Source organism: Streptomyces cyslabdanicus, assembly GCF_052663305.1.
This window is the reverse complement of the sequence record NZ_JBQRUW010000031.1, coordinates 1-23318: the sequence shown is the minus strand read 5'-3', so window position 1 is coordinate 23318 and position 23318 is coordinate 1. Positions and strand designations below refer to the sequence as shown.

Genomic DNA, 23318 nt, shown 5'->3' with positions numbered 1-23318 from the left:
GAGTGCAGCCCATGACCGACGCCCACCCGGATGCGGGATCCGGCGCCCCGGTGCGCCGCGTGCTCGCGGTGATACCCGCGCGCGGCGGTTCCAAGGGTGTCCCCGCGAAGAACCTCGCCCCCGTCGGCGGTGTCCCGCTGGTCGCCCGCGCCGTGCGCGAGTGCCGGGCGGCCCGCCTGGTGACCGACGTGGTGGTCTCCACCGACGACCAGGCCATCGCGGCCGCCGCCCGCCAGGCCGGCGCCGAGGTGGTGCTGCGACCGGCCGCCATCGCCGGTGACACCGCCACCTCCGAGGCCGCCGTGCTGCACGCCATGGACGCGCACGAGGCGCTGCACGGCGCCCCGGTGGACGTGGTGCTGCTCGTGCAGTGCACCAGCCCGTTCCTGCGCAGTCAGGACGTCGACGGGGTCGCGGGCGCGGTCGTCGAGGACGGCGCCGACACCGCGGTGACCGTGGCGCCCTTCCACGGCTTCGTGTGGCGGGACGCCGCCGACGACCCGGTGACCGACGGCGCGCCGTCGGACGCGGCCGCCACCGAGGGCGGTTACGGCGTCAACCACGACAAGTCCGTCCGCCCGCGCCGCCAGGACCGCCCCCAGGACCTGCTGGAGACCGGCGCCGCCTACGCCATGACGGCGTCCGGGTTCCGCGCGCACCGGCACCGCTTCTTCGGCCGTACGGAGCTCGTGCGCACCGACCCCGCGCGGGTGCTGGAGATCGACGACCCGCACGACCTGGCGCGGGCGCGGGCGTTGGCACCGCTGTTCGACGCCGACCGGCCCGGCTCGCTGCCGACCGCCGCCGACGTGGACGCGGTCGTACTCGACTTCGACGGCACCCAGACCGACGACAGGGTGCTGATCGACTCCGACGGACGGGAGTTCGTCTCCGTGCACCGCGGGGACGGCCTCGGCATCGCGGCGCTGCGCGACAGCGGCCTGAGGATGCTGATCCTGTCCACGGAGCAGAACTCGGTCGTCGCCGCCCGCGCCCGGAAGCTCAGGCTTCCGGTGCTGCACGGCATCGACCGCAAGGATCTCGCGCTGAAGCAGTGGTGCGAGGAACAGGGCATCGCGCCCGAGCGCGTGCTCTACGTCGGCAACGACGTCAACGACCTCCCGTGCTTCTCCCTCGTGGGCTGGCCCGTGGCGGTCGCGAGCGCCCACGACGTCGTACGCGGCGCCGCACGCGCGGTCACCACCGTCCCCGGTGGCGACGGCGCGATCCGAGAGATCGCCAGCTGGATCCTCGGCCCCTCTCTCGATTCCCTCACCAAGTAAGGACAACTCCCGCCATGAGCACCAACTCCCGCATCCGCACGTTCGGCTCGCGCGAGGCCGGCCCCGGCCGCCCGGTCTACGTCACCGGTGAGATCGGCATCAACCACAACGGCGACCTCGAGAACGCCTTCAAGCTGATCGACGCGGCGGCCGAGGCCGGCTGCGACGCCGTGAAGTTCCAGAAGCGCACCCCCGAGATCTGCACCCCGCGCGACCAGTGGGACATCGAGCGCGACACCCCCTGGGGCCGGATGACCTACATCGACTACCGCCACCGCGTGGAGTTCGGTGAGGACGAGTACCGCCAGATCGACGACTACTGCAAGAGCAAGAACATCGACTGGTTCGCCTCCCCGTGGGACCCCGAGGCCGTCGCCTTCCTGGAGAAGTTCGACGTGCCCGCCCACAAGGTGGCCTCCGCCTCCCTGACGGACGACGAGCTGCTGCGCGCCCTGCGCGCCACGGGCCGCACGATCATCCTCTCCACCGGCATGTCCACGCCCAAGCAGATCCGCCACGCGGTGGAGGTGCTCGGCTCGGAGAACATCCTGCTGTGCCACGCCACGTCGACGTACCCGGCCAAGGCCGAGGAGCTGAACCTGCGCGTGATCAACACCCTGCAGCAGGAGTTCCCGAACGTCCCGATCGGCTACTCCGGCCACGAGACGGGCCTGCAGACCACGCTCGCCGCGGTCGCCCTCGGCGCCACCTTCGTCGAGCGCCACATCACCCTGGACCGCGCCATGTGGGGCTCCGACCAGGCCGCCTCGGTGGAGCCGCAGGGCCTGACGCGCCTGGTCCGTGACATCCGCACCATCGAGGCCTCCCTCGGCGACGGCGTGAAGAAGGTCTACGACTCCGAGCTCGGCCCGATGAAGAAGCTGCGCCGCGTCACCGGCGTCGTCGCCGAGGCGGAGATCGCCGCGGCGGCGGGCGAGCCGGTCGCGGTGTGAGCCCCAGCCCCTTAACACGGACGGTCCCGCGCCGATGAGCCCCCGCACCCTCGCCTTCGTCGAGAGCCCGGTACAACTGCTGAACGTGCTGGAATGGGCTCACGCCCGCGGCCACACCACCGACCGCGCCCCCGATCCGGGCGGGACCGCCCTCGGCGCCCGCCCGGATTCCGGGATCACCCTCGTCGTGCTGTCGCCGACCGATCCCATGAGCCGCGGTCAGCTGCGGCGGATGGCCCAGCTGGCCCGGGACGAGGGGCACGAGGTGCGGTGGGAGGAGGCGCGGGGCGGGGCCGGGGCGCCGCTGAGGACCATCGGCGGCCTGGCCGGACCGCTCCGGCGGGCCGAGCGGGTCGTGATGGGCGACCCGTTCTCGCGGTATGTGCAGCTGCTGCTGACGATCACCAGGGCGCGGGACCTCGTGGTCGTGGACGACGGCACGGCGACGATGGAGTTCGTCGTCCAGCTCGCCCGCGGGGAGCGGCTCGTGCGCTGGCACCGCAAGGGCCGTCGCGGCCCGCGGGACCTCGTCCTCGGCCCGGTGTCGGCCGTCGCCCGGCGCCGCCTCACCCCGGGCGGGCAGCGCCGGGTGGAGGTGTTCTCGTCCATGCCGATCGACGAGACCCCGCGGGGCGTGACCGTCACCGCGAACCGCTTCGCCTGGACCCGCGCCCGTTTCGGGCCGCCCGGCGTCACCGCGGGCGCCGACCTGGTGGGCACGTCGCTGGTGGAGACGGGCGTCGTCGACGGCGACCGGTACCTGGACGCCGTGCGGGCACTGGCCAAGGCGCACGGGGCGACCCGTTACTTCGCCCACCGGCGCGAGAGCGCCGAGAAGCTGCACCGGCTGGCCGTGGAGACCGGCCTCCAGGTCGTCCGCCCCGAGCTTCCCCTGGAGCTGATCGCCCGCCGGGGCCCGATCGGCCGTACGATCCTCAGCTTCCCCTCCACCGTCGTCCACACCCTGCCGCTCGCCCTGGCCGGCACGGGGGTGCGCGTCACCGTCTGCGACATCGACCCGAGCTGGCTGACGGCGCACGCCTCCCCACGGGCCGAGGGCTTCCTGTCCGGGGTGACCGGCACCGCCCGGGACGTGCACCGCCTCGCCCGGACGGCCCAGGCCGGCTGAACGGCCCTCCAGGACTTCTCCAGGACCTCTCCGAGCCTCCTCGGTGCCTTCTCCAGGCGGCCCCGAGGAGGCTCGGAGAGGCTGGCAGCGATCCGGACGGTCGTCCGTCAGGTGAACATGCCGGGCGCGGTGCGGGTGCGACGTGGTATGCGTGGAGAAATGAACAAATGGGGCGGGACGCCAGGGGCGTGACGCAAGCCACTCCCCGGGGGCTCCGTGATCCGCTCGGCCGACGAAGGCGGGCGAGTCTACCCATCCCAGTCGATTCGTATGCGCCGGGCGGCCACCTTTTCTTCCCCTAAGGGTTGAACTTTTGTTGATCCAGGGCCAGTTGACCGCCCCGGCGTCCTACCCTTCAGAGGGTGAAGCAACTGATGTCCCCAGAATCCGAGGCCGATCTCCCCGCTGATGCCACGGCGGACGCCCTCCCCGGCACACTGCCCGAGGCGCTGTACACCGAGCTCGTCGCCTTCCGGCGCGATCTGCACATGCACCCCGAGCTCGGCAACCAGGAGTTCCGTACCACCGCCGCGATCAAGGAGCGGCTGGAGAAGGCCGGGCTCGCGCCGCGGGTGCTCCCGGCCGGGACCGGTCTCGTCTGCGACATCGGTGGCGACCCCGGAGGCGGGGGGCCGGCAGTGCTCGCCCTGCGCGCCGACATCGACGCCCTGCCCATCCCCGACACCAAGAGCGAGAGCCCGTACCGGTCCACCGTGCCCGACCGCGCCCACGCCTGCGGGCACGACGTGCACACCACCGTCGTCCTGGGCGCGGGTCTGGTGCTCGCGGACCTGCACCGGCAGGGGCTGCTGCCGCGGCCCGTGCGGCTGATCTTCCAGCCCGCCGAGGAGGTGCTGCCCGGCGGCGCCGCCGAAGCCATCAAGAGCGGCGCGCTGGAGGGAGTGGGCCGGATCGTCGCCGTGCACTGCGACCCCCGGGTCGACGCCGGCCGGATCGGACTGCGCCAGGGCCCCATCACCTCCGCCTGCGACCGGCTGGAGGTCCTGCTGGACGGCCCCGGCGGGCACACCGCGCGGCCGCACCTGACGACCGACCTCGTCACCGCCGCCGCCCGGGTCGTCACCGACGTGCCCGCGCTCGTCGGCCGGCGGGTCGACACCCGCGCCGGGCTCGCCGTGACCTGGGGCCGGATCGAGTCCGGGCACGCCCCGAACGTGGTCCCGCAGCACGCCGAACTCGCCGGGACGGTCCGCTGCCTGGACATCCACGCCTGGCGGACGGCGCCCGACATCGTGGTCGCCGCGATCGACGAGGTCGCCAACCTGCACAAGGCCAAGTCCGAGATCAACTACGTGCGCGGGGTGCCGCCGGTCGTCAACGAACCGGTGGTGACCGAACTCCTGCGCGACGCCATGACCGCCCGGCGCGGCGCCGCCTCCGTGGAGGGCACCGAGCAGAGCCTCGGCGGCGAGGACTTTTCCTGGTACCTGGAGCACGTGCCCGGCGCGATGGCCCGGCTCGGGGTGCGCACCCCGGGTGAGCGGACCGTGCGCGACCTGCACCAGGGGGACTTCGACGCCGACGAGTCCGCCATCAGGGTGGGTGTGGAGCTGTTCACCGCCGCCGCCCTGCTGCATCCGACGCGCTGATCCCGGCCGGGGGCGTCCGTTTCGGGCGCCCCCGGCGCCGGTCGTGCCACCCGCCCGCGACCGGAGGCACGCCGAGCAAGGTCACCCCGCTCGCACCCCCAGGCGGCACGGTTCGGTAACGGCCACGAGAAACCCCGTATCCCTCCGCCTCTACGCGCGTTAATCTGCGCCGGAATCGCCACCAGAGGCGGCACATGGGGACAGCGGGCCGGCGACGGTGCCGTGGGGCAAGAAGGGGTGCTTGCTGTGCGTCTGAACTCATCGAGGACCAGATTCTCCCGAGCCGCGGTGACCGTAGCGGTCATCGCGCTCGCGGCCGCCGGGTGCGGCAAGTCCAGCAGTGACTCGGCCGACGGCTCCGACAAGGCCGGCACCAGCTCGGCCGGTGGGTCGGGAGCGTACTCGGGCAAGGGCATCGGTCTGGCGTACGACATCGGCGGCAAGGGCGACCAGTCCTTCAACGACGCCGCGTTCTCCGGTTTCCAGAAGGCCGAGGACGAGTTCAAGATCGGCGGCCGGGACGTCGAGCCGAACGACAGCGAGTCCGACGCCGACAAGGTGCAGCGCCTCGAGCAGCTCGCCAAGGCCGGCTACAACCCGATCATCGGGGTCGGCTTCGTGTACGGCCCGGCGGTCAAGGAGGTCGCGGCCAAGTTCCCGAAGACGACCTTCGGCATCGTCGACGACGAGTCGGTCACGGCGGACAACGTGGCCGACCTGGTCTTCCACGAGGAGCAGGCCTCCTACCTGGCCGGTGTCGCCGCCGCCAAGACGACCAAGAAGAAGCACATCGGCTTCGTCGGCGGCGTGGACATCCCGCTGATCCACAAGTTCGAGGCGGGCTTCGTCCAGGGCGCCCAGTCGGTCGACCCGAAGATCAAGATCGAGAAGCAGTACCTGACGCAGACCGCGCAGGAGGGCGGCTTCTCCAGCCCCGACAAGGGCAAGGACGCGGCCAACGGCCAGATCGAGGCCGGCGCGGACGTCATCTACCACGCGGCCGGCCTGTCCGGTCAGGGCGTGATCCAGACGGCGGCCGAGCACAAGGTGTGGGCCATCGGCGTCGACTCCGACCAGTACCGGCAGAGCTCCCTGGCCAAGTACAAGGACTGGATCCTCGGCTCGGCCCTGAAGAACGTCGGCGGCGCGGTCTACGAGCTGACCAAGTCCGTCGTCGACGGCAAGCCGCTGTCCGGCGAGGTGCGCGGCGACCTGAAGTCCGGCGGCGTGGGCTTCGCCGACTCCAACCCGAAGTACCAGGCCATGAAGGACGTCGTCGCCGCCGTCGAGAAGGCCAGGCAGGACATCATCGACGGCAAGGTCACCGTGAACACGCAGTGACCGCGCCGTCCGGCGGGAAACGCTGACGGAAGGCTCCGGACCGCACCGTCCGGAGCCTTCCGCTGTCACGGTGTCCGCGGGCGCCGGGCGTGCCCGCGGTGGCGTCGGGACCTCGATCCCCCTGGCCACCGGCCGTTGGGCGTCCCGGCGGGCACCCACGCCCGGCCAGAGCGGCACCGAAGGATCAAAACGGTCGGATAACACTCTGGCAAGGAGGGGTTTTCCGACATGTCTACGCGCGTTACGCTGCGGCGGAACCAGCGCCTGGTATGGGCGCTTGCACGAAGGAGTCTCGTTCCATGCGCCGGGTGTCCCGTATAGCGGCTGCAAGTGTCGCAACCGCAGCTCTCGCCGTCACTGTTTCCGCATGTGGCAGCAGCTCGTCCAGCACGTCGTCCGATGGCGGCGACAAGAACATGGGCCTCGCCCTCGCCTACGACGTCGGCGGCAAGGGCGACCAGTCCTTCAACGACGCCGCCTCGGCCGGCATGGACAAGGCCGACCAGGAGTTCGGTTACAAGAGCACTGCTGTCGAGCCGCAGGACGGCGAGTCGGACGCGGACAAGGTACAGCGCCTGGAGACCCTCGCCAAGCAGGGCTACAACCCGGTGATCGGCGTCGGCTTCGCCTACGCCCCCGCCGTCAAGGCGGCCGCCGCCAAGTTCCCGAAGACCACCTTCGGCATCGTCGACGACAACACGATCACCGCGAACAACGTGGCCGACCTGGTCTTCCACGAGGAGCAGGCCTCCTACCTGGCCGGTGTCGCCGCCGCCAAGACGACCAAGACGAACACCGTCGGCTTCGTCGGCGGCGTGGACGTCCCGCTGATCCACAAGTTCGAGGCGGGCTTCAAGCAGGGCGTCGCGGACACCAAGAAGGGCGTCACGGTCAAGTCGCAGTACCTGACCCAGACGGCCGAGGAGGGGGGCTTCTCCAGCCCGGACAAGGGTGAGAACGCCGCCAACGGCCAGATCGACGCCGGTGCCGACGTGGTCTACGCCGCCGCGGGTCTGTCCGGCCAGGGCGTGATCAAGGCCGCCTCCGAGCACAAGATCTGGGCCATCGGCGTCGACTCCGACCAGTACAAGCAGGACGCGCTGGCCAAGTACAAGGACTCGATCCTCACCTCGGCCATGAAGGACGTCTCCGGCGCCGTCTTCAACCTGGCCAAGTCGGTCAAGGACGGCAAGCCCGAGACCGGTGAGGTGCGCGCCAGCCTGGCCACCGGCGGTGTGAGCCTCTCCGACTCCAACCCCGTCTTCAAGAACAACGCCGACCTCCAGAAGGCGATCAAGAAGGCCGAGGAAGCCATCAAGAGCGGCTCGATCAAGGTCAAGGACTCCTGACCGAACGACCGCGGGCCTGTCCCAGGGACGGCCTGAACGTGACGCTGCGGCGGCAGCGTCACGGCGGCGGAACGGGGTGTGGAAGCGCACAGCGACTCGCACCCCGTTCACGCGGCAGAATGTCCGGACCGGATCGAGGACAAATCAAGGTCGATCAGGTCCGGGCACTATTTAAAGCAGGGGCGCTACGCGCGTAGAGCGGCCCCTTTCCCCAAGGAGAGTCGCCATCGACGCGTCCAGCAGCCCTCCGCTCACCGCCCAGTCGACCATCGCGGTAGAGCTCGCGGGCATCACCAAGCGCTTCCCCGGAGTCGTGGCCAACCACGACATCCACCTGACGGTCCGTAAGGGAACCGTACACGCCCTCGTCGGCGAGAACGGTGCCGGCAAGTCCACCCTGATGAAGATCCTCTACGGCATGCAGAAGCCGGACGAGGGCACCATCGCGGTCGACGGCGAGCAGGTGAGCTTCGGCAGCCCCGCCGACGCCATCGCCCGCGGCATCGGCATGGTCCACCAGCACTTCATGCTGGCCGACAACCTGACCGTGCTCGAGAACGTCGCGCTCGGCAGCGAGAAGCTGTACGGCATCGGCGGCGCGGCCCGCAGGAAGATCAGGGAGATCTCCGACCGCTACGGCCTCGGCGTCCGTCCCGACGCCCTGGTCGAGGACCTCGGCGTCGCCGACCGCCAGCGCGTGGAGATCCTCAAGGTCCTCTACCGCGGCGCCCGCACCCTCATCCTCGACGAGCCGACCGCCGTGCTCGTCCCGCAGGAGGTCGACGCGCTCTTCGACAACCTGCGCGAACTGAAGTCCGAGGGCCTGTCAGTCATCTTCATCTCCCACAAGCTGGGCGAGGTCCTGTCGGTCGCCGACGACATCACCGTCATACGCCGCGGCACCACCGTGGGCACGGCCGTCCCTGCCGAGACCACCTCGCGCCAGCTCGCCGAGATGATGGTCGGCAGCGAACTGCCCACCCCGGAGACCGCCGAGTCCACGGTCACCGACCGGCCGGTTCTCACCGTCGACAAGCTGCGCCTCGAGGCCGAGGGCGGCCGGGCCGTCCTCGACGACATCAGCTTCACCATCCACGCCGGCGAGGTCCTCGGCCTCGCGGGCGTCGAGGGCAACGGCCAGACCGAGCTGATCGAGGCGCTCATCGGCCTGAAGGCCGCCGACTCCGGCACGATCAGCCTCGGGACCGAGGACGTCACCTCCTGGCCCACCCGCAAGCGCCGCGAGTCCGGCGTCGGCTACATCCCCGAGGACCGCCACCGGCACGGGCTCCTGCTGGAAGCCCCGCTGTGGGAGAACCGCATCCTCGGCCACGTCACCGAGCGCCCCAACGCCAAGGGCTTCTGGCTCGACCCCAAGGGCGCCCAGGAGGACACCCGCCGGATCGTCGAGGAGTACGACGTCCGCACCCCCGGCATCGACGTCACCGCCGCCTCCCTGTCCGGCGGCAACCAGCAGAAGCTGATCGTCGGCCGTGAGATGAGCCACAGCCCCAAGTTCCTCATCGCCGCCCACCCCACCCGCGGCGTGGACGTCGGCGCGCAGGCCGCGATCTGGGACCACATCCGCGACGCCCGCCGCGAGGGCCTGGCCGTGCTGCTGATCTCCGCCGACCTGGACGAGCTGATCGGCCTGTCCGACACCCTGCGGGTGATCTACAACGGTCGGCTGGTCGCCGACGCCGACCCGGCCACCATCACCCCCGAGCAGCTGGGCTCGGCCATGACGGGTGCCGCGACCGGCCATCTGGAAGACACCGAAACCACCGGGGAAGACGCCGGTCCGGAGGACGAGGCCCGATGAAGAAGTTCGACAAGGAGCGGGTGCTCCTCGCGGTGGCCGGCCCGGTCATCGCGCTCGTCGCGGCGATCCTGCTGACCTCGGTCGTGCTGATCGCCTCGGGCAAGAGCCCGATCGAGCCGTACACGCTGATGATCGAGCAGGCGTCGTACTCCGACGTCCAGGTGCTGATCATCAACCAGGCGTCGATGTACTACCTGGCGGCGCTCGCGGTGGCCGTCGGCTTCCGCATGAACCTGTTCAACATCGGCGTCGACGGCCAGTACCGGCTCGCCGCGATGATGACCGCCGTCGTCGGCGCCCACCTGGCCCTGCCGTCCTTCCTCCAGATACCGACGCTGCTGCTCGTCGGTATGCTCACCGGCGCCTTCTGGGCCGGCATCGCGGGCATGCTGAAGGTCACCCGGGGGGTGAGCGAGGTCGTCGCCACGATCATGCTCAACTCCATCGCCACCAGCCTCATCGGCTACCTCACCCTGAAGGACGTCTGGGGTGTGCAGGTCGGCAACAACATGACGACCGGCACCATGAAGGAGTCCGGCTGGGTCCCGGGCATCGACCTCGGCTCGGACGTCGGCCAGATCTACGGCCTGGTCTTCCTCGCCGTCGCCATGGGCATCGTCTACTGGATCGTCCTCAACCGCACGCGCTTCGGCTTCGACCTGCGCGCCACCGGCGAGTCGGAGAGCGCCGCCGCGGCCTCCGGCGTGGACGCCAAGAAGATGGTCCTCACCGCCATGCTGATCTCCGGCGCGGTCGCGGGCCTGTCCGGCCTGCCGTTGCTGCTCGGCGACGCCCACACCTACAGCCTGAGCTTCCCGACCGGCCTCGGCTTCACCGGCATCACCATCGCCCTGCTCGGCCGCAACAACCCGGTCGGCATCGCCGTCGCCGCCCTCCTCATCGCCTTCCTCGACAAGGCCTCTCCCGCCCTCGACTACGCCACCCCCGTGGCGTACGAGAAGGAGATCGCCACCATCATGCAGGGCCTGATCGTCTTCGCGGTGGTCATCTCCTACGAGGCCGTACGCCAGTGGGGCCTGCGCCGCCAGCAGAAGCAGGTCGGCGCCGAGCTCGCCGCGGCCGCCGCCCAGAACAACGTCCAGAAGAAGGAGGTGGCGGCCTGATGTCCACCGCGACCATCGCCAAGCCGCAGGCCAAACAGCCCGGCAAGGGCAGCCGCCGTGTCTCCCTCCCGGTGCTCCTGCTGATCATCGCGGGCGTGCTGGTGCTGACCTCGGTCGTCCGCATCGTCACCGGCGCGCACGGCATCACCTCGACCGGCCAGATGTCCACCGCGCTGCGCCTGGCCGTCCCGATCGGCCTCGCCGGCCTCGGCGGCCTGTGGGCCGAGCGGTCCGGCGTCGTCAACATCGGCCTCGAGGGCATGATGATCCTCGGCACCTGGTTCGGTGCCTGGGCCGGCTACCAGTGGGGCCCCTGGGTCGGTGTCCTCTTCGGCATCATCGGCGGCGCGCTCGGCGCGGTCCTGCACGCCATCGCCACGGTCACCTTCAACGTCAACCACATCGTCTCCGGTGTGGCGATCAACATCCTCGCCCTCGGCACCACCCGCTACCTGTCGAAGTTCACGTTCGAGGGCGTCCCGCAGGGCTCCTCCAAGCAGTCCCCGCCGATCGACTCGCTCGGCACCTTCGACATCCCGGGCCTGTCGAGCTGGCTGGACACCCTCAACACCAAGCACTGGTTCCTGGTCTCCGACGTCGCCGGCCTGCTCGGCGGTCTGATCACCAACCTGTCGCCGCTGACCGTCGTCGCGGTCGCCCTTGTGCCGCTGTCCTGGTGGGTGCTGTGGCGCACCGCCTTCGGGCTGCGCCTGCGCTCCTGCGGCGAGAACCCGGTGGCCGCCGAGTCGCTCGGTGTCAACGTCTACAAGTACAAGTACCTCGCCGTGATCATCTCCGGCGGCTTCGCGGGCCTGGGCGGCGCGTTCCTGTCCATCGTGGCCTCGAACGTCTACCTCGACGGCCAGACCGCGGGACGCGGCTACATCGGTCTCGCCGCGATGATCTTCGGCAACTGGATGCCGGGCGGCCTCGCCCTCGGCGCCGGCCTGTTCGGTTACACCGACAGCCTGAACCTGCGCGGCGGCGCGACCAACGTGCACGCGCTGATCCTGCTGCTTGCGATCCTGCTGGTGTTCGGCGCGGCATACCTGGTGTGGAAGAAGAAGCTGGTGCCCGCCGTCATCACCGCCGTGGTCTCGGTGGGGATGTTCGCCTGGTACCTCAGCACCAACGAGGTGCCCAAGCAGGTCGTGACCGCCACGCCGTACATCGTCACCCTGCTGGTGCTGTCCCTGTCGGCACAGCGCCTGCGGATGCCGAAGGCGGACGGTCACCCGTACCGGAAGGGACAGGGCAAGTGAGCTCGGACGCCATGGTCGACTGGGAGGCGCTGCGGCAGAAGGCGCGCGCGGCGATGACCCGTGCGTACGTCCCCTACTCGAACTACCCGGTCGGTGCCGCCGCGCTGGCCGACGACGGCCGGATCGTCACCGGCTGCAACGTCGAGAACGCCTCCTACGGACTCGGCCTGTGCGCCGAGTGCGGCCTGGTCTCGCAGCTCGCGAACACCGGGGGCGGCCGGCTGACGCACTTCACGTGCGTGGACGGCAAGGGCGAGATCCTCGTCCCGTGCGGGCGCTGCCGCCAGCTGCTGTACGAGTTCGGCGGGCCGGACCTGATCCTGGAGACCCCGGCGGGGATCCTGCCGCTGTCCGAGATGCTGCCGCAGGCCTTCGGGCCGGACCACCTCACCAAGTAACACCAGGGCGGCCCTCCTGAACCCCGTGGGGCCAGGAGGGCCGCCCGCCCCCTTCGCACCCCGGAAGGAACCGAACCTCATGGCCATGGACGCCATCTCCGTCATCCGCACCAAGCGGGACCGCGGCGAACTCAGCGGCGAGCAGATCGACTGGGTGATCGACGCGTACACCCGCGGGGAGGTCGCCGACGAGCAGATGTCCGCGCTCGCGATGGCCATCCTCCTCAACGGCATGAACCGCGGGGAGATCGCCCGCTGGACCGCGGCGATGATCGCCTCCGGCGAGCGCATGGACTTCTCCTCCCTGTCCCGTCCCACCGCCGACAAGCACTCGACGGGCGGCGTCGGCGACAAGATCACGCTGCCGCTGGCCCCGCTGGTCGCGGCCTGCGGGGCGGCCGTCCCGCAGCTGTCGGGCCGCGGCCTCGGCCACACCGGCGGCACGCTGGACAAGCTGGAGTCGATCCCCGGCTGGCGGGCGCTGCTGTCCAACGAGGAGATGCTGTCCGTGCTGGACGGCGTCGGCGCGGTGATCTGCGCGGCGGGCGACGGCCTGGCGCCCGCGGACAAGAAGCTGTACGCCCTGCGCGACGTGACCGCCACGGTCGAGGCGATCCCGCTGATCGCCTCCTCCATCATGTCCAAGAAGATCGCCGAGGGCACCGGCTCGCTGGTCCTCGACGTGAAGGTCGGCACCGGCGCCTTCATGAAGACGCTGGACGACGCCCGTGAGCTGGCCTCCACGATGGTCGGCCTGGGCACCGACCACGGCGTGCGGACCGTCGCGCTGCTGACCGACATGTCGACCCCGCTCGGCCTGACGGCGGGCAACGCGCTGGAGGTCCGCGAGTCGGTCGAGGTCCTGGCCGGCGGCGGCCCCGCGGACGTGGTCGAGCTGACCCTGGCCCTGGCGCGCGAGATGCTGGACGCGGCCGGCCTGAAGGACGCGGACCCGGCGAAGGCCCTGGCCGACGGCTCGGCGATGGACGTCTGGCGCCGCATGATCGCGGCCCAGGGCGGCGACCCCGACGCCCCGCTGCCCACCTCCCGGGAACAGCACGTGATCACGGCCCCGTCCTCCGGTCTCCTGACCCGCCTCGACGCCTACGACGTCGGTGTCGCCGCCTGGCGCCTGGGCGCCGGCCGCGCCCGCAAGGAGGACCCGGTCCAGGCGGCCGCGGGCGTCGAGCTGCACGCCAAGCCCGGTGACCTGGTGACGGAGGGCCAGCCCCTGCTGACCCTCCACACGGACACCCCCGAGCGCTTCGAGTACGCGCTCCAGTCGGTCGAGGGCTCGTTCGACATCGCGGCGCCCGGCACGGACTTCACCGCCTCGCCGGTGGTGCTGGAACGTATCGTCTGACCTGCGCTTTCCCCGTTTGGGTGAACGGGACCGGTGGACCTCCGCCGGTCCCGTTCGGCATGCTGGGATCGGTGACGCACCGATAGGAGACCGCCATGAGCGCACTCACCGTCAGCCATGACCCCGAGCGGAGCTGGGACGACCTCGTCCGGTTCTGGGAGGAGATGGAATGGCCCGAGGGCGGCAGGGTGGAGATCATCGAGGGGATCGTCACCGTGTCACCGCCGCCGTCCGAAGAACACAACGACACCGCGGAACTGCTTCACGAACGCCTGTACGGCGCACTTCCGCCCAACTGCGACTGGGGCGTCTATCAGACGCTCGGGCTGACGTGCCCTGAGACGGGCAGCTTGTTCGTCCCTGATCTTTGTGTGGTGCCGAGGGTCGCCCTGCGCCGAGGAACGCGGGTGCCTGTCGGCGAGGCGGAACTGGTCGTCGAGGTCACGTCTCGGAGCAACGCCAATCACGACCGCATCAAGAAAGCCCACGGTTACGCCGTGGGAGGCGTGCCCTTCTACCTTCTCCTGGATCCCTGGCACTCGGGTCGTCCCACGGCGACGCTCTACGGCGAGCCGCAGAGGGGAACGTATCGGGTACTCGCATCAGTCGAGTACGGCGAGGAGCTGAAGCTCCCCGAGCCGTTCAAACTGGTTCTCGACACCAGCATGTTCCCCTGCAACTGACCGGCCGTCACCCCAACAGCGCCGCGACCACCACCAGCACCGGCACCGACAGGATCGTCGACAGCAGGATGGACTCGCGGGCCAGTGACTCGCCGACGCGGTAGCGGCTCGCGTAGGTGAACAGGTTCTGGGCGGCGGGCAGGGCCGAGGTCACCACCACGTCCAGCAGAGGTGCCCCGCTCAGGCTGAAGACGCCCGCCGCCAGGGCCCAGGCCGCCAGCGGCTGGCCCGCCGACTTCAGGGCCACGGCGAGCAGCACCAGCCGCCGGTCGCTGCCCCGGCCGGGCGCCGCGCTGCCGCGCAGGGAGATGCCGTAGGCCAGCAGGACGGCCGGGACCGACATGTTGCCGATCAGGGTGATCGGGTCCATGACCGGACCGGGCAGCCGCAGGCCGGTCGCCGAGACCAGGACCCCGCCCAGGGAGCCCACCGCGATCGGGTTGCGCAGCGGGGTGAGCAGGCGTCGCCACAGGGAGCCCTTCCCGCCCGGCCCGGAGAGGTCGAGCACCGTCAGGGCGATGGGCGTGACCATGATCTGCTGGAACAGCAGGACCGGGGCCACCAGGGACGCGTCGCCCAGGACGTACACGGCGATCGGGATGCCGAGGTTGCCGGAGTTGACATAGCTGGAGCACAGCGCACCGATCGTGGTGCGGCCCACACCCCAGCGCCGCACCGCGCCGAACGCCACGAAGACACCCGCCGCGGCGGCCGTGCTCATCGCCGTCACCAGTAGCCGGCTGGAGAAGATCACCGACAGGTCGGCCCGCGCGAGCGTCGTGAACAGCAGGGCAGGGGAGGCCACGTGGAAGGCCAGCCTGGTCAGCACCTCGCGGCCCTGGTCGCCGAGGGAGCCGCGGCGCCCGATCACGTAGCCGACGCCGATCACCACCGCGATCACCGCGAACCCGCTCAGCACTCCCCGCACTCGGCCTCCCTCGCGGGCAGGTGGCCGTCGGGTATCCAGGGCGGTGCTGATCCATGGGGCATACGGACACCCTCCGGGGAGGGCGGTGAGCGGGTCAATGTGATCTTCGGGCGGTCCTTTGGCCCCCGGTTCGCGATGAGTTGGGGGCGGTCGCACGGTCTACAGACCGTGGATGCCAGGACACCTGCCGTGCTCGTGCTCGCCGGCCCCGTCACCCGGGACGAGGTGGCGGGGCTGTGCGCGGACGTGCGGGCCCTGCTGGAGGACACCCGGGGCGGAGTCGTGGTGTGCGACGTCGGGGGTCTTGGACCGCCGGGGCTCGGCGTGGTCGACCTGCTGGCGCGGCTCCAGCTCACCGCCCGGCGGGCCGGCGGCCGGATCCGGCTGCGCGACCCGGATCCGGAGCTAGAGGCCCTCCTCGCACTGGTCGGCCTCTCCTTCGAGACGGAGCGGCAACCCGAACAGTGGGAACCACCGCTGGGTGTCGAGGAAGCAGTGGAACCCGGTGATCCGGCCTTCTGACGTCTCCAGGACCTGGACCGCCCACGCGGTGAAGCCGCCCTGCTCCGGGTCCGGCTTGTACTGGGCGAAGCCCGGCAGCCCGTTGGCCCGTATCGGCAGCAGCCGGGAGCCCGCGCAGGCCGCGCCCAGTGTCGTCATGAAGCCCGTGATGTCAAAGGGGCCCGTCAGCCACAGGTCGAACGGCGGCATCGTCATCACCGCGTCCTCGTGCAGCAGCGCGGTCAGCTCCGCCATGTCGTACCCCTCGAAGGCCTTCACATAGCGCTCCAGGAGCCTTTGCTGGGCCTCGTCCAGCGGGTCCGACACAGCCGCCTCGGCGGCCCTGTCGCGCCGCTCGGCGAGCGTGGCGCGGGCCCGCTGCAGGGCGCTGTTGACCGAGGCGACCGACGTGCCCAGCAACTCGGCGACCTCGCTCGCGCGCCAGGCCAGCACCTCGCGCAGGATCAGCACGGCCCGCTGCTTGGGCGGCAGCTGCTGCAACGCGGCCATGAAGGCGAGCCGCACCGACTCCTTGGTGACGGCCGCCTCCGCCGGATCCTCGACCGCCGGCAGCACCCGGGCGTCAGGCATCGGCTCCAGCCATGTGTGGTCGGGGCGCGGGGACAGCGCCGCGCGGGACAGCGGCGTGGACTCGGTCAGGTCCATCGGGCGGGCCCGCTTGCCGCCCGCCGCCAGCATGTCCAGGCAGACGTTCGTCGCGATGCGGTAGAGCCAGGAGCGGAGGCTGGAGCGCCCCTCGAACTTCTCGTAGCCCCGCCAGGCGCGCACGAGGGTGTCCTGGACCGCATCCTCCGCCTCGAAGGACGAGCCGAGCATGCGGTAGCAGTAGCCGGTCAGCTCGACCCGGTACCGCTCCAGTCGCTCGTCGAGGCCCGCCGTCGCCGTCGTACCGTTTCCCATCGTCCACCCGCCCTGTGGCCGTCCCGTCCGGTGCGCGTCGTCGCGCCCAGCACTTCGGAAGCTACCGCGGCCCACTGACAGCGGCCGCCGACGCGAGCGAAACAGCAGGTGAGGGGATTTAGGGTCTTTCGTTTGGATCAGACCCCGCGAGCCCGGCCTGATCCAAACGAAAGACCCTAGGCGGGTACCGGCGTTCGCCGCGCCGCGACCCGCGCCGCCCGCGACCCGAGCGCCGTGATCGTCACGACGCCCAGGACGGCCAGCAGGCCGACGCCGACCGTTCCCGCCCAGCCCTGCGCGTGGAAGGCCATGGCGCCCACCGTGCTGCCCACGCTGGAGCCGACGTAGTAGGCGGACTGGTAGAGGGCCGAGGCCTGGGCGCGGCCGTGCGTCGCCGTCCGGCTGACCGCCGAGGAGGCGACCGCGTGACCGGCGAAGAAGCCCGCGGTGATCAGGACCAGGCCCAGCAGGACCAGCGCGACCGAGTCCAGCAGGGAGACCAGCAGACCCGCCGCCGTCGTGGCACCCGCCAGGTACAGGGCGCCCCTGCGGCCCAGGCGGCCCACCAGTCGGCCCGCCGTCGACGCCGACACCGTGCCCACCAGGTACACCAGGAAGATCGAGCCGATGATGCCCTGCGGCAGGGAGAAGGGGGCCTCGGTCAGGCGGTAGCCGATCACCGTGTAGACGCCGCCGAACACCGTCATGAACAGCGCGCCGATCACGTACAGGCGGCGCAGCAGCGGATCGGCGAGGTGGTCGCGGACCGAGCGCGCGAGGACCCGGGGGCGCAGCGAGCCCGCCCTGAAGTGCCGCGGCGTGGGAAGCAGCAGGCGGAAGGCCACCGCGCAGCCCACCGCGATCACCCCGACCACGCCGACGGCCACCCGCCAGCCCCACTCCTGGGCGACCCAGCCGGTGATGACCCGGCCGCTCATGCCGCCCACGCTGTTGCCGGCCACGAACAGGCCGATCGCCGTGACCAGGGCCCGGGGCCGGACCTCCTCCGCCAGATACGCCTGCGCCGAGGCCGGCAGCCCGGCGAGGGCCGCGCCCTGGAGTCCCCGCAGCACGACCAGCGCGCCCAGCGACGGCGCGAACGGCACCAGCAGACCGACGACCACCGCGACCGCCAGCGAGGCCGTCATGACCGTACGCCGCCCGAAACGCTCCGAGAGCGCGCTCGCCGGGAGCACGAACAGCGCCAGGCCGCCCGTCGCGGCGGCCACGGTCCAGCTCGCCTCGCTCGCCGCCACGTGGAAGTCGCCGGAGATCAGCGGCAGCAGGGCCTGGGTGGAGTACAGCAGCGCGAAGGTGGCGACACCCGCGAGGAACAGGGCGAGGCTCATCCGGCGGTAGCCGGGGCCGCCCGGAGTCATACGGGAGTCGGAGTCGGGGACTGAGGCGACGGCGCCCACGGTGGTGAGCGCCCCGGTATCGGCGGGAGTCATACAGCGACCGTAGGAACGCCCGCACTCATCCGTCCAATGCACGGACTCGGCATAATCGTTCCCATGGTGCATCAGCCGAGGTCGCAGCCCCGCCTGTCACAGACCGGTGACACAGAAGACATCGTCGCGTTGCTGGCGCCCCGCCTCGCGCACTTCGCCGGCGTGGCCCGCACCGAGCACGTCACCCGGGCCGCACAGGAGATGCGGGTCCCGCAGTCGACGCTCTCGCGGTCCATGGTCCGGCTGGAGCAGGACCTCGGCGTCGACCTCTTCGCCCGCCGGGGCCGCACGGTCTCCCTGACCCCCGCCGGCCGCGCCTTCCTCACCTCCGTGGAACGCGCCCTCGCCGAGATCGAGCGCGCCGCCGACGAGGTGCGCGCCGACGCCGACCCGGCCACCGGCAAGGTCGCCTTCGGCTTCCTGCACACCATGGGCGCCGAGACCGTACCCGGCCTCATCCACGCCTTCCGCGCCGACCACCCCCGGGTCCGCTTCAGCCTCGTGCAGAACTACGGTGAGGCCATGCTGGAGGGACTGCGGGCGGGGGAGCTCGACCTCTGTCTGACGTCCCCGGTGCCGGACGCCCCCGACCTGGTCGCCCGCCGCCTCGACGAGCAGAAGCTGCGCCTGGTCGTCCCCGCCGACCACCGGCTCGCCGCCCGCCGCCGCATCCGGCTGGCCGAGGCCGCCGAGGAGTCCTTCGTGACCCTGGAACCCGGTTACGGCCTGCGGCGCATCACCGACGCCCTGTGCCGGGAGGCGGGCTTCACCCCGCGGGTCGCCTTCGAGGGCGAGGAGGCCGAGACCCTGCGCGGCCTGGTCGCGGCGGGCCTCGGAGTCGCCCTGCTGCCCCCGCCGGCCTTCCCCCGGCCCGGAGTCGCCGAACTGACGGTGACGGCCCCGCGCGCGGTCCGGGAGATCGGCGTGGCATGGCTGGCGGGCCACCCGGACACCCCGCCGGTGGCGGCCTTCAAGAAGTTCCTGCTCGCCAAGCGCGGCACGCTGCTCCCCGCCTGAGCGCGAAGGACCCTACCGCCGCAGCGTCCTGCCGAACCCGGCCGCCAGCGGCATCCGCAACCCCAGGGGCGGCGGAGCCGCCAGCGCGTCCTGCACCGGCCGCGAGAACACCCGCCCGAACAGGGAGCCCATGACGAAGTCCGCGGTGAGCGCGAGGACTTCGTCCCGGTACTGACGCAACCCGTGCCCGTCGGCGTGCACTTCGAACCGGCAGACGTCCCGGTTGGCCTTCTTCGCCCGCTCGGCGAACCGGAAGGACAGCTCGGGATCGGCCCGTTCGTCGTTCGTGCCGTGCACGATCAGCACCCGGCGCCCGGCGAGCTGCCTGACCGGTTCGGGCGTGGCCGCCACGTCCGCCTCCGGCAGCCAGGGGGCTATGGCCACCACGGAGTTGACGGTCTCGTGCCCGGCGGCGTGCAGCGCCGCCCGGCCGCCCATGTCGAGGCCGGCCAGGCACACCGGCACGTCCCCGTAGCGCCGTACGACCTCCTCGACGGCCCACGCCGCGTCGCGGGCCTGATGCGCCTCGTCGCCGTTCCAGCCGCGGTAGCGGTAGTGCACCACGTGCACGGCCAGGCCCTCCGAGCGCCCCGCACCGGCCAGTCGGCGCCCCAACGCGCGCACCGAGGCGGCCGCCCGCACCGGCGAGGGCCTGCGGGTGGACACCTCCTGGCCGCCGGGGAGCAGCAGCACCGCTCCGCTCACCGTCGCCGGCTCCGGGCCGAGCGTCCTCCCCAGCCGGGCCGTGCGAACCGGCGTCGCTTGGTGTGCCATCAGATTCCTTTCGGGCGGACCGCCGGCTTCGGCCGGTTGGGGAATCGAGGCCGCGATTGCGCTGCAGAGCAGCGTGGCATCCAACCCCGAATATGACCAACCGTCAAAAGTGGTAGCGTTTTGGTCGTGGCTAGAGGTGACCGCCGGGAGTCGCTGAACCTTCGCGTGCCCCCGGATTTGAAGCGACAGGTCGAGGAGTATGCCCACCGGTCGGGCATCTCGCTCAACGCTGCTGCGTGCGTTCTCCTCGCCGAAGCCCTGCGCCTTGAGCGGAGGCGCAGGGGGTGATCCGCGCGTACAAGTTCCTCCTGCGTCCCACCCTGCGTCAGGCGGCCTCGCTGGCTGAGATGTTGCGAGACCACTGCTCCCGGTACAACGGCGCATTGCAGGAGCGTCGGGACGCCTACCGGCACGCCTCGAAAACCACCGTTCGGTAGGGCGACCAGTCCGCCCAGCTCAAGGAGATTCGGGCATTCGACCCGGAGCGTCAGGGCCGCTGGTCGTGCTCCTCCCAACAGGCCACCCTGCGGCGGCTGGACAAGGCGTTCGCCGCGTTTTTCCGCCGAGTGAAGGCCGGGCAGATTCCCGGCTACCCACGGTTTAAGGGTGTCGGACACTTCGACACCGTTGTGTTCCCGAAGGACGGAGACGGCTGCCGCTGGGACTCCACCCCGCACGATCCGCAGACCCGCGTCCGCCTTCAGAGCGTCGGGCACGTTCGCGTGCACCAGCACCGGCCCGTGAAGGGTCGTGTGAAGACGATCGCGATCAAGCGGGAGGGTAACCGCTGGTACGTACTCCTGTCCTGCGACGACGTGCCTGCTGAGCTCCTGCCGCCCAGCGGTGCCGTGGTCGGCATCGACATGGGTACCGTGCACTTCCTGACCACCTCGGACGGTGTACACGTCGCCAACCCGAGGTTCCTCAACGCGATGGCCGAGGACCTGGCCGAGGCCCAACGGCACCTTGCCACGTTCCCCAAGTGCACCCGGCGGCGCACCAAGAAGCATCGCGCCGCCGCTCGAAAGGTGGCCAAGCTCCACGCGAAGATCCGCAGGCAGCGCGTCGACTTCCACCACAAGACCGCGAACGCGCTGATCCGCGACCACGATGTGGTTGCGCACGAGCGGCTCAACACTGCTGGCATGACGAAGGCGCCAGCGCCCAGGCCCGACCCCGAGGCGCCTGGCGCCTTCCTGTCGAACGGCGCCGCCGCGAAGGCCGGGCTCAACCGCAGCATCCTGGACGCGGGCTGGGGGCAGTTCCTGACGATCCTGGCGAACAGGGCTGAAAGTGCCGGTCGCCTCGTGATCGGAGTGGACGCCCGCAACACCTCCCGCACGTGCCCGGCGTGTGGGCATGTCGCAAAGGAGAACCGCGTCACCCAAGCGAAGTTCCAGTGCGCGGCGTGCGGCTTCACCGCCAACGCTGACCGCGTCGGCGCGACGAACGTCCTCAACAGGGCCGGGCTGGTCCTCTGCGACGTGGCCTAGCCGCCGTTGCAGGGAGCCCGCGCGTTCACGCGTGGGTGGAGTCACGACAGAACAGTGTCAGAAGCACCGGTGTACGCCACCCGTCCGGGCGGTCACCGTTACATATCGACGGATGTGTACACCCGATTATCTACGCGCGTAGGAGTCGGAGTGCCGAAAGGAGTTAGAGTGCCGAAATGACGAGCCAGACTGCCCACCGGGGGGACACCCCGAGCTCGGACCAGATCCGCCGGGCGCCCAAGGTTCTGCTCCACGACCACCTCGACGGCGGGCTCCGCCCGGGAACCGTCGTCGACCTGGCCCGCACGTCGGGCTACTCCGCACTCCCCGAGACCGACCCGGACAAGCTCGGCCTGTGGTTCGGGGAGGCCGCCGACTCCGGCTCCCTGGAACGGTATCTGGAGACCTTCTCGCACACCGTCGGCGTGATGCAGACCCGCGACGCCCTCGTCCGGGTCGCCCGTGAGTGCGCCGAGGACCTGGCCGAGGACGGCGTCGTCTACGCCGAGGTGCGCTACGCCCCCGAGCAGCACCTGGAGGGCGGGCTGAGCCTGGAGGAGGTCGTCGAGGCCGTCAACGAGGGCTTCCGCGAGGGTGAGCGGGCCGCCCTCGAGAACGGTCGGCGGATCCGGGTCGGCGTCCTGCTGACCGCGATGCGGCACGCGGCCCGCGCCCTGGAGATCGCCGAACTGGCCAACCGCTACCGGGACTCGGGCGTGGTGGGCTTCGACATCGCGGGCGCCGAGGCCGGTTACCCGCCCACCCGGCACCTGGACGCCTTCGAGTACCTGAAGCGGGAGAACAACCACTTCACGATCCACGCCGGCGAGGCCTTCGGGCTGCCGTCCATCTGGCAGGCGCTCCAGTGGTGCGGCGCGGACCGGCTGGGCCACGGCGTGCGCATCATCGACGACATCCAGGTCCACGAGGACGGCACGGTCGAACTGGGGCGGCTGGCCTCCTACGTCCGTGACAAGCGCATCCCGCTGGAGTTGTGCCCGAGTTCCAACCTCCAGACCGGGGCGGCGCCCTCGTACGCCGAGCACCCGATCGGACTGCTGCGCCGGCTCCACTTCCGCGCCACGGTCAACACGGACAACCGCCTCATGTCCCACACCAGCATGAGCCGGGAGTTCGAGCGGCTGGTCGAGGCGTTCGGATACACGCTCGACGACATCCAGTGGTTCTCCGTCAATGCGATGAAATCAGCATTCATTCCTTTCGATGAACGACTGGCGATGATCAATGACGTGATCAAGCCCGGATATGCGGCGCTGAAATCCGAATGGCTGTTCCAGCAGACGGCGTCCACCAGGGGTTTCTCGGCCTCGGAAGGCTGATCTGCGGATTCGGGAACACATGTGGGCCGCAGATTCCGTACGTATTTCGATGTTTGCGGCGGGTGGCTCGGCATGCTTACGGTCGTGAACCGCTCGGTTCCCTGTCTTCCACCCAAGGACGCGTTTTCATGAAGCAGTCTGCCGCCAAGTCCCTCGGTGTCGCCGCCCTCGGCGCGGCCTTCGCCGCCGCCGGCGCGGGCGCCGCGAACGCCGCGCCGGCCCTGCCGGACGCCGGCCAGGCACTCGGCACCGTCAGCAAGGCGCTCCCGACGGAGAACGTCACCCGCACGCTGCCCGGGGCCGGCCCGGCGCTGAACCAGGCCAAGCCCGCGATGCAGTCGGGTCTCGCGGCCGCGCAGCCGGCCGCCCAGGGCCTGCTCCAGAACGGCCCGACCAAGCCGGTCGCCGGTCTGCTCGGCGGACTGCCGGTGCAGGGCCTGCCCACCCACGGCCTGCCGGTGAACGGGCTGCCGCTGGGCTGAGCCGCCTTCCCCCCCGCGGACACCGGCACGGCTGGGGCGCACCTCCTGGTTGCAGGGGGTGCGCCCCAGCCGTGTCTGTGTTTCCTGGTCTCCC

At 71.0% G+C, this 23318-nt stretch carries 21 protein-coding genes and 1 pseudogene; 18 read left to right on the top strand and 4 right to left on the bottom strand.

The genetic code is table 11. The annotated features are described in order from the left end of the window. The first annotated feature begins 11 nt into the window (after nucleotides 1–11). The 12 genes from ACTYVM_RS19420 to ACTYVM_RS19365 all read left to right on the top strand — a co-directional run bounded on the left by ACTYVM_RS19420 (nucleotide 12) and on the right by ACTYVM_RS19365 (nucleotide 14317). Complete coding sequence (locus ACTYVM_RS19420; protein ID WP_445527111.1) at nucleotides 12–1283, top strand: cytidylyltransferase domain-containing protein; 1272 nt, start codon at nucleotides 12–14, stop codon at nucleotides 1281–1283. Nucleotides 1284–1297: 14 nt separating this feature from the next. After that, complete coding sequence (locus ACTYVM_RS19415; protein WP_445527110.1) at nucleotides 1298–2236, top strand: N-acetylneuraminate synthase family protein; 939 nt, start codon at nucleotides 1298–1300, stop codon at nucleotides 2234–2236. Nucleotides 2237–2270: 34 nt separating this feature from the next. Then, the gene (locus ACTYVM_RS19410) at nucleotides 2271–3365 is read left to right on the top strand and encodes a hypothetical protein (protein ID WP_445527109.1); all 1095 of its coding nucleotides are present in this window, start codon (nucleotides 2271–2273) and stop codon (nucleotides 3363–3365) included. A gap of 374 nt (nucleotides 3366–3739) precedes the next feature. Further along, nucleotides 3740–4975 (top strand): amidohydrolase, encoded by a 1236-nt coding sequence (locus ACTYVM_RS19405; protein WP_445527108.1) that lies wholly within the window; start codon nucleotides 3740–3742, stop codon nucleotides 4973–4975. A gap of 288 nt (nucleotides 4976–5263) precedes the next feature. Next, the gene (locus ACTYVM_RS19400) at nucleotides 5264–6316 is read left to right on the top strand and encodes a BMP family lipoprotein (protein ID WP_445527107.1); all 1053 of its coding nucleotides are present in this window, start codon (nucleotides 5264–5266) and stop codon (nucleotides 6314–6316) included. Between the two features lie 299 nt (nucleotides 6317–6615). Beyond that, entirely contained in the window at nucleotides 6616–7665 is a 1050-nt protein-coding gene (locus ACTYVM_RS19395; RefSeq protein ID WP_445527106.1) for a BMP family lipoprotein, read from the top strand. 226 nt (nucleotides 7666–7891) lie between these two features. Next, nucleotides 7892–9487: an ABC transporter ATP-binding protein gene (locus ACTYVM_RS19390; protein ID WP_445527122.1), complete on the top strand. Its 1596-nt coding sequence runs from the start codon at nucleotides 7892–7894 to the stop codon at nucleotides 9485–9487. Further along, the gene (locus tag ACTYVM_RS19385; protein ID WP_445527105.1) at nucleotides 9484–10611 is read left to right on the top strand and encodes an ABC transporter permease; all 1128 of its coding nucleotides are present in this window, start codon (nucleotides 9484–9486) and stop codon (nucleotides 10609–10611) included. The genes ACTYVM_RS19390 and ACTYVM_RS19385 overlap by 4 nt, the downstream gene beginning before the upstream one ends. Then, the gene (locus tag ACTYVM_RS19380) at nucleotides 10611–11873 is read left to right on the top strand and encodes an ABC transporter permease (protein ID WP_445527104.1); all 1263 of its coding nucleotides are present in this window, start codon (nucleotides 10611–10613) and stop codon (nucleotides 11871–11873) included. Before ACTYVM_RS19385 ends, ACTYVM_RS19380 begins: the two co-directional genes overlap by 1 nt. Nucleotides 11874–11884: 11 nt before the next feature. Continuing rightward, entirely contained in the window at nucleotides 11885–12271 is a 387-nt protein-coding gene (locus ACTYVM_RS19375) for a cytidine deaminase (RefSeq protein WP_445527121.1), read from the top strand. A 79-nt stretch (nucleotides 12272–12350) separates the two neighbouring features. Then, complete coding sequence (locus ACTYVM_RS19370; protein WP_445527103.1) at nucleotides 12351–13634, top strand: thymidine phosphorylase; 1284 nt, start codon at nucleotides 12351–12353, stop codon at nucleotides 13632–13634. Between the two features lie 95 nt (nucleotides 13635–13729). Next, on the top strand, nucleotides 13730–14317 hold the full coding sequence (locus ACTYVM_RS19365; protein WP_445527102.1) for a Uma2 family endonuclease: 588 nt from the start codon (nucleotides 13730–13732) through the stop codon (nucleotides 14315–14317). 7 nt (nucleotides 14318–14324) lie between these two features. Here ACTYVM_RS19365 and ACTYVM_RS19360 read toward each other — a convergent pair whose 3' ends face one another. Next, nucleotides 14325–15245, bottom strand: coding sequence for an AEC family transporter (locus tag ACTYVM_RS19360; RefSeq protein WP_445527101.1), 921 nt, complete (start codon nucleotides 15243–15245; stop codon nucleotides 14325–14327). Nucleotides 15246–15380: 135 nt separating this feature from the next. Here ACTYVM_RS19360 and ACTYVM_RS19355 point away from each other — a divergent pair, with 135 nt between their 5' ends. Continuing rightward, the gene (locus tag ACTYVM_RS19355) at nucleotides 15381–15767 is read left to right on the top strand and encodes an STAS domain-containing protein (RefSeq protein ID WP_445527100.1); all 387 of its coding nucleotides are present in this window, start codon (nucleotides 15381–15383) and stop codon (nucleotides 15765–15767) included. Here ACTYVM_RS19355 and ACTYVM_RS19350 read toward each other — a convergent pair. After that, entirely contained in the window at nucleotides 15651–16667 is a 1017-nt protein-coding gene (locus ACTYVM_RS19350; RefSeq protein ID WP_445527099.1) for a sigma-70 family RNA polymerase sigma factor, read from the bottom strand. The genes ACTYVM_RS19355 and ACTYVM_RS19350 overlap by 117 nt on opposite strands. Before the next feature lie 176 nt (nucleotides 16668–16843). Further along, nucleotides 16844–18118 carry an MFS transporter gene (locus ACTYVM_RS19345; protein ID WP_445527098.1) on the bottom strand — a complete coding sequence of 425 codons (1275 nt, stop codon included), beginning with the start codon at nucleotides 18116–18118 and terminating at the stop codon, nucleotides 16844–16846. A gap of 63 nt (nucleotides 18119–18181) precedes the next feature. On the opposite strand from ACTYVM_RS19345, the gene ACTYVM_RS19340 reads away from it, so the two are divergent. Further along, nucleotides 18182–19135 (top strand): LysR family transcriptional regulator, encoded by a 954-nt coding sequence (locus ACTYVM_RS19340; protein ID WP_445527097.1) that lies wholly within the window; start codon nucleotides 18182–18184, stop codon nucleotides 19133–19135. A gap of 12 nt (nucleotides 19136–19147) precedes the next feature. On the opposite strand, the gene ACTYVM_RS19335 is transcribed toward ACTYVM_RS19340, so the two are convergent. Beyond that, on the bottom strand, nucleotides 19148–19909 hold the full coding sequence (locus tag ACTYVM_RS19335; RefSeq protein ID WP_445527096.1) for an alpha/beta hydrolase: 762 nt from the start codon (nucleotides 19907–19909) through the stop codon (nucleotides 19148–19150). Nucleotides 19910–20035: 126 nt separating this feature from the next. On the opposite strand from ACTYVM_RS19335, the gene ACTYVM_RS19330 reads away from it, so the two are divergent. From ACTYVM_RS19330 to ACTYVM_RS19315, 4 genes and pseudogenes are all read left to right on the top strand, one after another. After that, nucleotides 20036–20197, top strand: coding sequence for a toxin-antitoxin system HicB family antitoxin (locus ACTYVM_RS19330; RefSeq protein WP_445527095.1), 162 nt, complete (start codon nucleotides 20036–20038; stop codon nucleotides 20195–20197). Then, a pseudogene (locus ACTYVM_RS19325) lies at nucleotides 20194–21402 on the top strand (RNA-guided endonuclease InsQ/TnpB family protein). Before ACTYVM_RS19330 ends, ACTYVM_RS19325 begins: the two are co-directional and overlap by 4 nt. A gap of 176 nt (nucleotides 21403–21578) precedes the next feature. After that, the gene (locus ACTYVM_RS19320; RefSeq protein WP_445527094.1) at nucleotides 21579–22742 is read left to right on the top strand and encodes an adenosine deaminase; all 1164 of its coding nucleotides are present in this window, start codon (nucleotides 21579–21581) and stop codon (nucleotides 22740–22742) included. Between the two features lie 128 nt (nucleotides 22743–22870). After that, a complete protein-coding gene (locus ACTYVM_RS19315; RefSeq protein ID WP_445527093.1) occupies nucleotides 22871–23224 on the top strand; it encodes an ATP-binding protein in 354 nt (117 codons plus the stop codon). The last annotated feature ends 94 nt before the right edge of the window (nucleotides 23225–23318 follow it).